This window comes from Martinezella paranaensis (genome assembly GCF_014200235.1).
Taxonomy (GTDB): Bacteria; Pseudomonadota; Alphaproteobacteria; order Rhizobiales; family Rhizobiaceae; genus Rhizobium; species Rhizobium paranaense.
Map to the genome: position 1 here is coordinate 76,307 of NZ_JACHBI010000005.1, position 11,604 is coordinate 87,910.

The 11,604-nt window shown below is 59.7% G+C and carries 14 protein-coding genes; 7 read left to right on the forward strand and 7 right to left on the reverse strand.

What is annotated here, in order from left to right; translation table 11 throughout:
• Positions 1–37: 37 nt before the first annotated feature.
• The 6 genes from GGD50_RS14090 to GGD50_RS14115 all read left to right on the forward strand — a co-directional run bounded on the left by GGD50_RS14090 (position 38) and on the right by GGD50_RS14115 (position 3,884).
• Positions 38–913: a transporter substrate-binding protein gene (locus GGD50_RS14090; protein ID WP_183937905.1), complete on the forward strand. Its 876-nt coding sequence runs from the start codon at positions 38–40 to the stop codon at positions 911–913.
• Between the two features lie 80 nt (positions 914–993).
• The gene (locus GGD50_RS14095; protein ID WP_183937907.1) at positions 994–1,659 is read left to right on the forward strand and encodes an amino acid ABC transporter permease; all 666 of its coding nucleotides are present in this window, start codon (positions 994–996) and stop codon (positions 1,657–1,659) included.
• Position 1,660: 1 nt separating this feature from the next.
• On the forward strand, positions 1,661–2,308 hold the full coding sequence (locus GGD50_RS14100) for an amino acid ABC transporter permease (RefSeq protein WP_183937909.1): 648 nt from the start codon (positions 1,661–1,663) through the stop codon (positions 2,306–2,308).
• Between the two features lie 5 nt (positions 2,309–2,313).
• Positions 2,314–3,108, forward strand: a complete 795-nt coding sequence (locus tag GGD50_RS14105; protein ID WP_183937911.1) for an amino acid ABC transporter ATP-binding protein — start codon at positions 2,314–2,316, stop codon at positions 3,106–3,108.
• A gap of 20 nt (positions 3,109–3,128) precedes the next feature.
• Complete coding sequence (locus GGD50_RS14110; RefSeq protein ID WP_183937913.1) at positions 3,129–3,590, forward strand: RidA family protein; 462 nt, start codon at positions 3,129–3,131, stop codon at positions 3,588–3,590.
• Positions 3,591–3,596: 6 nt separating this feature from the next.
• Positions 3,597–3,884: a hypothetical protein gene (locus GGD50_RS14115; RefSeq protein ID WP_183937915.1), complete on the forward strand. Its 288-nt coding sequence runs from the start codon at positions 3,597–3,599 to the stop codon at positions 3,882–3,884.
• A 13-nt stretch (positions 3,885–3,897) separates the two neighbouring features.
• Here GGD50_RS14115 and GGD50_RS14120 read toward each other — a convergent pair whose 3' ends face one another.
• The 6 genes from GGD50_RS14120 to GGD50_RS14145 form a co-directional block, all read right to left on the reverse strand.
• Positions 3,898–4,317: a GlcG/HbpS family heme-binding protein gene (locus GGD50_RS14120; RefSeq protein ID WP_183937917.1), complete on the reverse strand. Its 420-nt coding sequence runs from the start codon at positions 4,315–4,317 to the stop codon at positions 3,898–3,900.
• A gap of 321 nt (positions 4,318–4,638) precedes the next feature.
• A complete protein-coding gene (locus GGD50_RS14125) occupies positions 4,639–5,364 on the reverse strand; it encodes a ribonuclease activity regulator RraA (RefSeq protein ID WP_183937919.1) in 726 nt (241 codons plus the stop codon).
• 18 nt (positions 5,365–5,382) lie between these two features.
• Positions 5,383–7,119 carry an L-arabinonate dehydratase gene (araD, locus tag GGD50_RS14130; protein WP_183937921.1) on the reverse strand — a complete coding sequence of 579 codons (1,737 nt, stop codon included), beginning with the start codon at positions 7,117–7,119 and terminating at the stop codon, positions 5,383–5,385.
• Positions 7,120–7,172: 53 nt separating this feature from the next.
• Positions 7,173–8,036, reverse strand: coding sequence for an ABC transporter permease (locus GGD50_RS14135; protein WP_183937923.1), 864 nt, complete (start codon positions 8,034–8,036; stop codon positions 7,173–7,175).
• Between the two features lie 3 nt (positions 8,037–8,039).
• A complete protein-coding gene (locus GGD50_RS14140) occupies positions 8,040–8,855 on the reverse strand; it encodes an ABC transporter ATP-binding protein (RefSeq protein ID WP_183937925.1) in 816 nt (271 codons plus the stop codon).
• A 53-nt stretch (positions 8,856–8,908) separates the two neighbouring features.
• A complete protein-coding gene (locus GGD50_RS14145) occupies positions 8,909–9,913 on the reverse strand; it encodes an ABC transporter substrate-binding protein (protein ID WP_183937927.1) in 1,005 nt (334 codons plus the stop codon).
• 129 nt (positions 9,914–10,042) lie between these two features.
• On the opposite strand from GGD50_RS14145, the gene GGD50_RS14150 reads away from it, so the two are divergent.
• Positions 10,043–10,735 (forward strand): FCD domain-containing protein, encoded by a 693-nt coding sequence (locus GGD50_RS14150; protein WP_183937929.1) that lies wholly within the window; start codon positions 10,043–10,045, stop codon positions 10,733–10,735.
• Between the two features lie 17 nt (positions 10,736–10,752).
• Here GGD50_RS14150 and GGD50_RS14155 read toward each other — a convergent pair whose 3' ends face one another.
• Complete coding sequence (locus GGD50_RS14155; protein WP_183937931.1) at positions 10,753–11,586, reverse strand: SMP-30/gluconolactonase/LRE family protein; 834 nt, start codon at positions 11,584–11,586, stop codon at positions 10,753–10,755.
• Positions 11,587–11,604: the final 18 nt, after the last annotated feature.

The following is an 11,604-nucleotide window of genomic DNA, read 5'->3' on the forward strand; positions in this document are numbered from 1 at the left end:
TGCATGCGGGAACTCTATCTCAAACGCGGAGGCTAACATGAACGATATTTCGCAGCGTCGTGATTTTTTGAAGCTGGGCCTGGGTGGACTGGCAGTCGGTACAGCCGTTGGCCTGATGGCCAGCAGCGAAGAGGCGGCGGCTCAGGCGGCCAGCGATAGTCTGCTGCGCACGGTCCTGGATCGCGGTCATCTGATTGTCGGCACGGGCAGCACCAATGCTCCCTGGCATTTCGAGAACGACGCCGGCGAACTGGTCGGCATGGATATCACCATGGGCCGTATTCTTGCCAAGGGCCTGTTCGACGATGAAACCAAGGTCGAATTCGTCAAGCAGGATGCGCAGCAGCGCATTCCGAACATCGTCACCGGCAAGGTCGACATTACCATCCAGTTCATGACGATGACGGCGCAGCGCGCGCAGCTCATCAACTTTTCCCGGCCTTACTATGTCGAAGGTGTTGCCCTACTGACCCGTCCGGACGCAGACAACAAGACCTTTGACAAGCTCCTGGCCGGCGGCAGTAACACGCGCATTTCCATCCTCCAGAACGTGGACGCGGAACAGACCGTTCACCTCGTTATGCCGGATGCGCAGGTCATGCAGATCGACACGCAGGCTAACGTCATTCAGGCATTGGAGGCCAAGCGCGCAGATGCCGCCGCAGTCGATTTGTCGACGGTACGCTGGCTCGCATCGCGAACGCCCGATCGTTATTTCGACGCCGGCAAGCAGTGGAATGCCATGCTTTACGGCGCCGCCGTACGTCAGGGCGATCTCGACTGGTTGTATTTCGTCAACACGGCGTTCAACACCGCCATGTTCGGCCATGAATCGGCACTCTACGACGCTGCCTTCAAGCAGTATTTCGGCTTGGATGCGCCGGTGCGCAAGCCGGGTTTCCCGACCATCTGATCTGAACGGAGCCAGCGCGGCCTCGGCTGGCGCTGGCTCCGCAGCAGACATCGATCGCATAGCAAGAGACGGCGGCCGGTATGGGCTATCACCTGAATTTCAATCTTATCTGGCGACACATTGACAAGCTGTGGGGCGGGCTACTGCTCAGTCTTGAGCTTGCGATCATTTCCATCGCCATCGGCGCCCTGATAGGGCTGATCCTCGCCATTTGGTACGTGTCGGCGGGCAAAATCGCACGCAGATTTATCGCCGCCTATGTCGAGTTCATCCGCAATGTGCCGCTGATCCTGCTCGTCTATCTTGTCTTTTATGGCCTGCCGACAGCGGTGAATATCGCCTATAGCGCGACGACGTCGTTCATCATCACCCTGTCGGTCTATGCCGGTGCCTATCTTGTCGAGGTATTCCGATCCGGCCTGGAGGCCGTGCCGCGCGGACAGATCGATGCCGGCAAGGCGATCGGGCTCACGCCCTTGCAGCGTCTTCTCTATGTCCGTTTGCCGACGATGACGCGCATTACTTTGCCTGCGCTGTCCAACACCTTCATCTCCTTGTTCAAGGATACATCGGTCGCCTCGGTCATTGCCGTGCCTGAGCTGACATACGGAGCGCAATGGATCAATTTCAATACGTTCCGCATCGTCGAGGTCTACATCATCGCGACCCTGATGTATCTCGTCACGGGCTATCTCATCCTGTTCGGCCTGCGGCGGCTGGAAGGTCATTTCAGGGTGGAGCGCTAGAATGGCTGCGATCCTCTATGCTCTGCCGTTTCTGCTGAAAGGCCTGCTGATCACGCTTTGGGTCTCCGCGATCGTCGTCGCGCTGTCGCTTTGCATCGGCATCGTCTTTGGCGTCGGGCTGATCTATGGCCCCTGGCCAGTCAAGCTCGTCGTGCGCTTCTTCAGCGATTGCATCCGCGGCATTCCGATCCTCGTCCTCATCTTCATCGTCTACTATGGCTTCCCGGCGCTCGGTCTGCACATCGTCGCCTTTTGGGCCGGTGTTGTGGCGCTGACATTGTTCAAATCGGCGCAGGTGGTCGAATATGTGCGCGGCGCTGTCCTCTCCATTCCCAAGGGACAGATGGAAGCCGGCATGTCCATCGGCCTTACCTTTGTGCAGCGCCTGCGCTACGTGATCTTTCCGCAGGCCACCCGCCGCTTTCTGCCGCCGTGGATCAATGGCGTGACCGATGCGGTGAAAGGAAGTGCTCTGATCTCGCTGCTCGGCATCGTCGACCTCATGCAGTCGATCAATGAAGTGATCGGCCGAACCTATGAGGCCATGCCGCTCTATCTTCTCGGGGCCTTCATCTATTTCGCGATCAACTACAGTCTCTCCAGCCTGAGCCGGAGAATGGAGCGCCGATACTCCTACATCAGGGATTGACCGTCATGAACAATACGCAATCAACCACGCCGCTCCTTAGAATACGCAATGTCGCGAAGGCATTCGGACCCGTCAAGGTTCTGCATTCCATCGATATGGATGTTGCCAAAGGCGAGGTGGTCTCGGTCATCGGCCCTTCGGGCAGCGGCAAGACGACGCTCTTGCGCTGTGTGAATTTTCTCGAAAGCTACGACAGCGGCTCGATCCAGATTGATGGAGCCGAAGTCGGCTATCGGGACGGCACCAATCAGCAGCGCCGCGGTGAGAGAGATCTGGCACGCATGCGCGCCGAAACGGGCATGGTCTTTCAAGGCTTCAACCTCTTTCCGCATCTGACTGCCGCTGAAAATGTGATGCTGGGCCTTCAGAAGGTCCGGGGCAAGTCGAAGCAGGAGGCGCGGGAAATAGCCGAACATTGGCTCAATCGCGTTGGCCTCGGACACCGCATCAATAATCTCCCGTCGGAACTCTCTGGTGGTCAGCAGCAGCGCGTCGGCATCGCGCGCGCCGTGGCCATGGACCCCAAGATCCTGCTGCTCGACGAAATAACCTCGGCGCTCGATCCGGAGCTGGTGAACGAAGTTCTCGATGTGGTCAGGCAGTTGGCGGAGGAGGGGATGACGATGCTCATGGTCACCCACGAGATCGCCTTCGCCAGGGATGCCAGTGACCGCATCGTCTTCATGGCCGACGGAAAAGTGTCCGCCCAGGGCGCCCCGAAGGACCTTCCGGCCCTTGTGGCCGAGAATGAACGGTTGAAGGCTTTCCTATCCCGCTTCCATGCGGCCCCGGCCGTCTGAGATCGAACTGGAGCAAGGAGATGACGCCTCATGAACGGTTGAGGGCTCTCGGCCTGGAGCTCTTCACACCGCCGACCCCAATCGGCAATTTTCGCAATTTCGTCCGCTGTGGTTCGCTGCTGTTCATGTCGGGGCAGGGACCTCTGGATGCCGACGGTACGCTCCGCACGGGCAAGGTCGGACAGGATGTGGATGTCGCAACCGCTTACCAGCATGCGCGGCTGACGGGTCTCAATCTCCTATCGGCGTTGACGGCCAGCATCGGCGATCTCGGCCAGGTCAAGCAGATCGTGAAACTATTGGGATTCGTCAACGCGACGCCGGAATTCAGCGAACACCCGAAGGTCATCAACGGCTGTTCGGATCTATTCGTCGACGTCTTCGGCGATATCGGCATGCATGCACGCTCGGCGATCGGCGTCGGTTCGCTGCCGAACAATATCACTGTCGAAATCGAAGCGATTATCGAAATTCATAGCTAGAAGCCCATGGTTGCGACCGCCAAAGGCTCTGGACAGCCGATCAGGAAGCGCCTCAATCTCCGGCCGAACGGCGGCAGGGCTTGCCACCGCCCTGCCCGGGTGCAGATACCGATCATCGTCCGCAATCAGGAGGTCGCACGCGGACAACTCTTCCTTGACCCCTGCAATCTTCCGGGAGAGGCCGAGACTGTTGCCCGCGAATTTTCTTCGCTATTGTCGGCCAAGCAAAGGCCGGCCGACGAGATATTGGTGCCGGAGAAATCGACACGCACCGTTCGCAAGCGGCCGGACTGAGGGGAAGCTTATCTTAAACGGCATCGGCCCCAATGGCAGCAAGCGCGGCGCGAGCAACTTCGAAATCCTGATCACCCGTGCCCGATCCTATGCCGATCGCGCCGGCAAGCCGGCCGCCGAAGCGGATGGGCAGGCCGCCCGGCAGATGCGTGACGCCGCCCTGCGAGGCGATGCCGGCAGCCGTAGCGGATTCGAAGGAGATGGCGCCGGTCGGCGCGTTGATCGAGGCGGCCGTGCGGGCCTTGGCGCGAGCCGTGTGCATGCTCAGATATTTTGCGCCATCCATCCGGATGCTGGCGATGGTCTCACCGCTGGCATCGACGATGAATACGCATTGCGGAATACCCATCTTCTCGGCATGGGCGATCGCCGCCACAAGAGCCTGCATTGCGCCGGCATGGGACAGAACCAGGGTTTCGCGTGTCACGGACATGGGCTTATGGCTCCTGTAGAATCGAATTCTGATGGCAAAGATAGGCCGTGGAGTCTGAATAGACCGGCGTTCTCATAGTTGGCAACGTCAAGACTGAGGTTGATAAAGCACCGCCGATTTCCTTGTCCGCTTCGGGTCTGGAAAGGGCACGACCTACGGCGGCCAAAGCGCTGAATTTTTCAGCCGATGCCGATGAAAGCTGCCTCCGGAACCGGATGAGCTTGGCCGGATAAGCTATTACTATCCAATAATTTTATTGGAATACTATCCCGTCGCTGTAGGTGACGGGATTTCGGTTCGGCGTGTTGGCATAGACACCAATCAGCGGCCTCTCTGCTTTCGCCACTCGGCGAACTTGATCTTCGGCGCGTCGCTGGTTGCCGGATAAAGTCCGATGATGGTCGCGCCGTTCAAAACCTCATCGGTGACGAAGTCCTCGTAAGCGGTCATCTCGACAGTCTCATCAGCGATTTCATCGGCAAGGTGGGCGGGGATGACGATCACGCCCTCATTGTCGCCGACGAGAACATCACCGGGGAAAACCGCGACATCGCCGCAGCCGATCGGTCCATTTATTTCGATGGCCTGGTGTAGCGTCAGGTTTGTCGGCGCGGACGGGCGGTGATGATAGGCGGGAATATCGAGATTGGCGATTTCCGGGCTGTCGCGAAAACCGCCATCGGTCACGACGCCGGCGACGCCCCGCACCTGCAGCCGCGATATCAGGATCGAACCCGCCGAAGCCGCGCGTGCATCCTTGCGGCTATCCATGACGAGGACGGCGCCGGGTGGGCATTTTTCGACTGCCGCGCGCTGCGGATGCTCAGGGTTGCGGAAAACTTCGAGCGTGTTCAGGTCTTCACGCGCGGGGATGTAGCGTAGCGTGAAGGCCTGGCCGACCATGTTCGCCTTCTTCGGCGACAGTGGGCGGACATCCTGAATGAATTGATTGCGAAGGCCGCGCTTGAAGAGTGCCGTGGCGATCGTCGGCGTGGCAACGCCCATCAGCTTGTTGCGGGTCTCGCTGCTCAGCACGTAGTTGCTCATGACATATGTCCTTTGCGGTCAATAAATATCGGGTTCGCCCGGCGTCGGGCCGAAACCGGTTTCCAGGAAATCAAAATCGCAGCCCGTGTCGGCCTGTGCCACATGGCGGGCGAACATCCAGCCGTAGCCGCGGCCGAATTTTTCGGCGGGCTTGACCCAGGCTTCGCGCCGGCGCTGCAATTCGTCCGCATCCACCAGCATGTCGATCCGCCTTGCTTCGAGATCGAGGCGAATAATGTCGCCGTTCTTCAGCAGCGCCAGCGGGCCGCCGACATGCGACTCCGGCGAGATGTGCAGGATGCAGGCTCCATAGCTAGTGCCGCTCATGCGGGCGTCGGACAGGCGCAGCATGTCGCGATGGCCTTGCTTCAGCAGTGCCTTCGGTATCGGCAGCATGCCCCATTCCGGCATGCCGGGGCCGCCCTGCGGCCCAGCACCACGCAGCACCATGACGTGGTCGGGCGTGATGGCGAGATTTTCATCGTCCACCGCCGCTTTCATCTCCGGATAGCTGTCGAACACCAGGGCTGGTCCCTGATGCTTGTGGAAGCGCGGATCGCAGGCGGCCGGCTTGATGACGGCTCCCGTGGGTGCAAGATTACCTTTCACGACGGCGAGGGAGCCTTCGTGATAGACGGGATTGTCGAGCGAGCGGATGACGTCGTCATTGTAGCACTTTGCTCCCTCCAGGGTCTCGCCGAGGGTGACGCCGGAGACGGTCAGCGCAGAGAGATCGAGCTTGGAGGCGAGCTTTGCCATCAGCGCGCGCAGGCCGCCGGCGTAATAGAAATCCTCCATGAGATAGGTCTTGCCGGTCGGCCGGATATTGGCAAGCACCGGTGTCGTGCGGCCTGCCTTGTCGAGATCGTCCAGTGTAAGGTCGACGCCGGCGCGCCGGGCCATTGCGATCAGATGCACGACTGCGTTGGTGGAGCAGCCGGTCGCCATTGCCACGGTGACGGCGTTGCCGACGGCGGCGGCCGTGACGATCTTCGAGGGGATAAGGTCTTCCCAGACCATCTCGACAATGCGGCGGCCGACGGCGGAAGACATACGGATGTGATTGGAGTCGGCGGCCGGGATCGAACTCGCTCCGGGCAAGGTCAGACCCAGTGCCTCGGCTATCGCCGTCATCGTGCTCGCCGTGCCCATCGTCATGCAATGGCCGTAGGACCGGGCAATGCCGGCCTCGACTTCGACCCATTCCTTCTCCGAAATAGCGCCCACGCGGCGTTCGTCCCAGAATTTCCAGGCATCGGAGCCAGAGCCCAGATATTCGCCGCGAAAATTGCCGCGCAGCATCGGGCCGGCGGGCAGGTAGATCATCGGCAGGCCCATGCTGAGCGCGCCCATGACAAGACCGGGCGTGGTCTTGTCGCAGCCGCCCATGAGCACAGCACCATCGACCGGATGCGAGCGCAGCAGTTCTTCCGCCTCCATCGCCAGCATATTGCGATAGAGCATGGTCGTCGGTTTGACATAGCTTTCGGATAGCGATAGCGCCGGCAGTTCGAGAGGAAAGCCACCAGCCTGAAGGATGCCGCGTTTCACGTCTTCGACCCGGTGCTTGAAATGCGCGTGGCAGGGATTTGCGTCGGACCAGGTGTTGAGAATGGCGATGACAGGCTTGCCCGCCCATTCCTCCGGCGCATAGCCCATCTGCATGGTGCGCGAGCGATGTCCGGAACTTCTGAGGTCGTCGGGCGCGAACCATCTGGCGCTGCGCAATTCAGCCGATTTCCTTTTGGCATTCATTGTCTTATGACCTTATATTCAACTATTAGAAGAGATGAATTCGCGTGAGCGCATCATTCCTTCATGCCCCATTTCTGGAGGGTTCGACGCTCGATCGTTTGGAAAACCAGGTTCTCGACGATAAGGCCGATGACGATGACCGTCAGCAGGCCGGCGAAGACCGAGGGGATATCGAGGAGGTTGCGGTTTTCGAAGATGAACCATCCAAGCCCGCCTTGGCCGGAGGAAACGCCGAAGACCAATTCGGCGGCGATCAATGTACGCCAGGAGAAGGCCCAGCCGATCTTCAGGCCGGTCAGGATGGAGGGGAAGGCGGCGGGAATGAGGATGCGAAACACGTAGGAAAGTCCGGTCAGTCCGTAGTTTGCCCCCACCATGCGCAGCGTGCGCGAAACGCCGAGAAAGCCGGCATGCGTGTTGAGGGCAACTGCCCAGAGCACGGAATGCACGAGCACGAAGACGAGGCTTGCAGGTCCGAGACCGAACCAGATGAGCGCCAGCGGTAGCAGCGAGATCGCCGGCAGCGGATTGAACATCGCCGTCATCGTCTCGAGGAAATCGGTGCCGATGCGCGTGTTGATCGCAACGACGGTCAGGATGGCGGCGAGCACTGTCCCCGTCACATAGCCGGTGACCAAAATCTTCAAGGTGGTCCAGATGCGTTCGGGCAGCACGCCATCGGCAAAGCGATCGTAGAGCGCCGTCAGCGTGTCGCTGAGCGTCGGAAAAAGCAGCGGATTGTCGAGGTGCCGCGCATAGGTCTCCCAGATAATGGCCAAGATGACGATCAACAGCGATTTTCGGAAAAGGCTCGATTGCCAAAGAAGTTCGGCGGCGCCGAGCTTCTGCTCGACTGCAGCGATGTGGCCTGCCGGTTCGGCCCTTTCGGCCGCGAGGATGATCTGCGGTGCGCTCATGGCCTATTCCCTATGTCCTGCTTCGGCAAACAGCATGTGATGGATTTCCTGCTCCAGCTTGGCGGCGGCCGCGGTGTCGTGGCGGACTGCTTCGACATTGCGGATCTCGGCCTTGACGCGGCCTGGATGCGGCGAAAGCAGCAGGATGCGGTTGGAGATCTTGATCGCCTCGGCGATCGAATGCGTGACGAAGATGACGGTGAAGCGCGTATCTTCCCAAAGCTGCAGAAGCTCGTCCTGCATCTGTCGGCGCGTCAGCGCATCGAGTGCCGCAAAGGGTTCGTCCATCAGCAGGATATCGGGCTGCATGGCCATGCCACGGGCGATCGCCACACGTTGCTTCATGCCGCCTGAAAGCATGTGCGGATAGGTGTCGACGGCGCGGGTGAGCTTGACCTTCTCGATATAGTCGCGCGCAATTGCTTCGGCTTCCGCGCGGGGTAGGCGCCGGGCTGTCGTTAGCGGAAACATGACGTTTTCAAGGACGGTCTTCCACGGCAGGAGCTGGTCGAACTCCTGGAAGACCATCATGCGATCGGCGCCCGGCTTCTTGACCGGTTGCCCCTTGATTTCGATGCGGCCGGCCATCGGCGCCAGATAGCCGCCGATGGCCTTCAGCAATGTCGATTTGCCGCAGCCGGAGGGTCCGAGGAGCACGAAGCGATCGGACTGGGCGACCGAAAAGCTGACCTCTTCAGTGGCGGTGATCAAAAGGTTTGGCGTCTTGTAGCGCAGCGTTACCTTGTCGACGTTCAAGAGTGATTTGGCCGCGGCCGTTTCAGTTGGCAGGCCATCGGCTGCAATTTTTGCCTGAAGCATAAGACTCCTCCAAGAGAGATAGCTGAAAGCGGCATTGGCGCCGCCAACAGGCTTCAATTGCCGTTCAGATCCGCCGCTTCGGGCAGATAGTAGTCGGTCCAGGCCTTGGGCATCGTCTTCAAGGTCCCGATCTTGTAGAGGTGCGCCGCAAATTTCATGGTTCCCTGCGGGTCCATGCGGAACTCCATCATGTGCGGCTGATTGAGAATCGCCAGGAGATCGTCGACGCTGGTCTTGTCGCCGCTGACCGTCTTGTAAGCCTCTACCGCTGTCTTCGGGTCTTTCTTGATCACATCGATGGCGTCGGCCGTTGCTTCGCGTATGGCCTTAATGATCGTCGGGTTGGCGCTGGCGAATTGCGTCGTCGTGAAGAAGGTGCCCTGCGTCAGCTCACCGCCAATGATGTCGCGCGAATTGACGACTTCATGAACGTCCGGCTGCTTGAGTTCCAGATATTGGAAAGGCGGGGCCGAGAAATGGCTCTTCACCTCATGGTTCTGGTTGGCAAGCGCTGCCATGGCGTCGGGATGGCCAAGCTGCACTGTGTTGGCATCGAACTTATGGACCTGATCGTCACCATACATCTGAGCGGCGGCCATCTGCAGCAGGATCGCCTGCGTCGAAACGCCGACCGTCGGCACGGCGATCTTGTCGCCCGGCTGGATGTCCTTCAGCGATTTGATGCGCGGATCGCGCGAGACCATGAGAACCGGCTGCGCAGAATTGGTGACAATGCCCTTGACCTTGCCTTTGGTGCGATCCCAGAGCAGCAGCAGATTGCCGGTGCCGGTGTTGACGATGTCGACGCTGCCGGCAAGCAGCGCATCGGTTTGCGCGCCGCCGCCGCTAAAGGTGCGCCATTCGACCTTGACGCTCGGCAGGCCGTCAGCCTCGGCGCGTTTCTCGATAAGCTTCTGCGTCTCCATGACGTGGCTGACGAGATAAAGAATGCCTGGCTGGCGCGTGATCGAAATATCGGTTTTTTCGGCAGCGGCGGCCGAAAAAGCGCCAGCCAACATCAGCGCGACCGCGGTCATGCCGTGAAGAAATCCTCTCATTATGTCCTCCCAAACGACGCAAACCCGTGAAATCGCGTTTACACAAACCAACTAAAGCACTAATGTATCAGTGCATCAAGTCATAAATTGTGCTTTATGAACTGACGCTCTCGATCAGGAAGGTAGCCAGTGAAAGTAAACCCGAAAGAATTCGCCTTGGATCGGTCCCGCCAGGTCGCGCCGCAGATTCTGGAAATCCTGAGATCGCGTATTCTTTCAATGAGTTTGCCGCCGACCACGGTTTTGTCGCGTATCTCGCTTCAGAGCGAGTTCAATGTCAGCCAGACACCGGTTCGCGATGCCTTGATCAGGCTGGAAGAAGAGGGGCTCGTCGAGGTTTACCCGCAATACGCCACTGTCGTCGCGAGAATCGATATCGACAACGCCGTCGAGGCGCACTTCCTGCGTTTGTCGATTGAGCTGGAGGCCGTCCGCCGGCTGACGGCCGAATCTCCGGAGGAAACGGCGGCGGCCTTGCGGCAAGTTCTGGTCCGGCAGGAGCATGTGATGTCGCCGGAGACCTACGATCTCTTCGATGGTCTCGACAAGGATTTCCACCGTGTTCTCTTCGAGAGGGCCGGCATATTGGGGCTTTGGGCAACCGTCCGGCGCCAGAGTGTTCATCTCGATCGGCTGCGCATGCTGAACTTGCCAATGCCAGGCAAACAACAGCAGGTCATCGCCGATCATCATGCTATCGTCGATGCTGTTCAGTCAGGAAAGGCTGAAGAGGCGGTTGCAGCGCTTCGTAAGCATCTTTCTGGCACGCTGTCGATCATCGATCTCATTTGCGAGAAATACCCGGATTACGTCAGCCGGTAGGCAGCCTCCAGTCGCGGCTATAGCAAGGTCGCGCGCAGCACATGCCCGGAAGCGTGCGTTTCATCCTCTGGGACAGTCCGTCTTGTGGTTACGAAAACGGAGCGCGGATTGGCTCTGTCCATGATGATCTTGGTCGGGTGGGTCACGGGAAAGGGGATCGGTTGCAGCGCTTCGCCTGACGGTGCGAAGCGGAGGAGCTGCGATCCGCCGACGCCAGCAATCCAGTAGATGCCGTCCTCATCGATGAACGCGCCGTCAGGCCGGCCTGCGAAATCATGCGTCGTCGCAAAGACCCGGCGATCCCTCGGCGTTCCCGTCGCGCGATCATAGTCGCAGACCCAGATCGTTTGCACGGTGGGATGAGAATCCGAGAAATACATGCGGTGACGGACGGGATCGAAGGCGAGCCCGTTAGGTACCCAAAGGCCGTCGAAGATGCGGCGGTGGCTAAGATCGGCTTCGACACAGAAAATGGCTCCGGCGGGTTCGATCAGGTTGAGGTGCATGGTACCTGCCCAGAAGCGGCCCGCTGGATCGATGGCACCGTCGTTGAAGCGAACATCCCAGCGGCTTTCCGGCGAGCAGGCAAGCTCGAAACGCCCGTTTGCCGGATCGAAGAGAAAAACGCCGCTGGCGAGGCCTGCCAGCAGCATCCCGTCCGGCCGCATGGCGATACAGCCGACAGCCTCCGGCGCATCCCAGGCCTCGGTTCTGCCCGATGCCGCATCGGTTCGCAGCAGCCGGCAACCTTCGGTATCGACCCACCACAGAGACTTGCCGTCCCCCGACCAGACCGGGCTTTCGCCGAGGAAGCCCCATCGGTCCGAGAATACGTCGAATTCTGATATCATCTTGCCTCTTGCTTATGC

Coding starts and splice junctions, on each gene's coding strand:
- GGD50_RS14090 (WP_183937905.1), top strand. CDS start 38: ATGAACGATATTTCGCAGCGTCGTGATTTTTTGAAGCTGGGCCTGGGT.
- GGD50_RS14095 (WP_183937907.1), top strand. CDS start 994: ATGGGCTATCACCTGAATTTCAATCTTATCTGGCGACACATTGACAAG.
- GGD50_RS14100 (WP_183937909.1), top strand. CDS start 1,661: ATGGCTGCGATCCTCTATGCTCTGCCGTTTCTGCTGAAAGGCCTGCTG.
- GGD50_RS14105 (WP_183937911.1), top strand. CDS start 2,314: ATGAACAATACGCAATCAACCACGCCGCTCCTTAGAATACGCAATGTC.
- GGD50_RS14110 (WP_183937913.1), top strand. CDS start 3,129: ATGACGCCTCATGAACGGTTGAGGGCTCTCGGCCTGGAGCTCTTCACA.
- GGD50_RS14115 (WP_183937915.1), top strand. CDS start 3,597: ATGGTTGCGACCGCCAAAGGCTCTGGACAGCCGATCAGGAAGCGCCTC.
- GGD50_RS14120 (WP_183937917.1), bottom strand. CDS start 4,317: ATGTCCGTGACACGCGAAACCCTGGTTCTGTCCCATGCCGGCGCAATG.
- GGD50_RS14125 (WP_183937919.1), bottom strand. CDS start 5,364: ATGAGCAACTACGTGCTGAGCAGCGAGACCCGCAACAAGCTGATGGGC.
- araD (WP_183937921.1), bottom strand. CDS start 7,119: ATGAATGCCAAAAGGAAATCGGCTGAATTGCGCAGCGCCAGATGGTTC.
- GGD50_RS14135 (WP_183937923.1), bottom strand. CDS start 8,036: ATGAGCGCACCGCAGATCATCCTCGCGGCCGAAAGGGCCGAACCGGCA.
- GGD50_RS14140 (WP_183937925.1), bottom strand. CDS start 8,855: ATGCTTCAGGCAAAAATTGCAGCCGATGGCCTGCCAACTGAAACGGCC.
- GGD50_RS14145 (WP_183937927.1), bottom strand. CDS start 9,913: ATGAGAGGATTTCTTCACGGCATGACCGCGGTCGCGCTGATGTTGGCT.
- GGD50_RS14155 (WP_183937931.1), bottom strand. CDS start 11,586: ATGATATCAGAATTCGACGTATTCTCGGACCGATGGGGCTTCCTCGGC.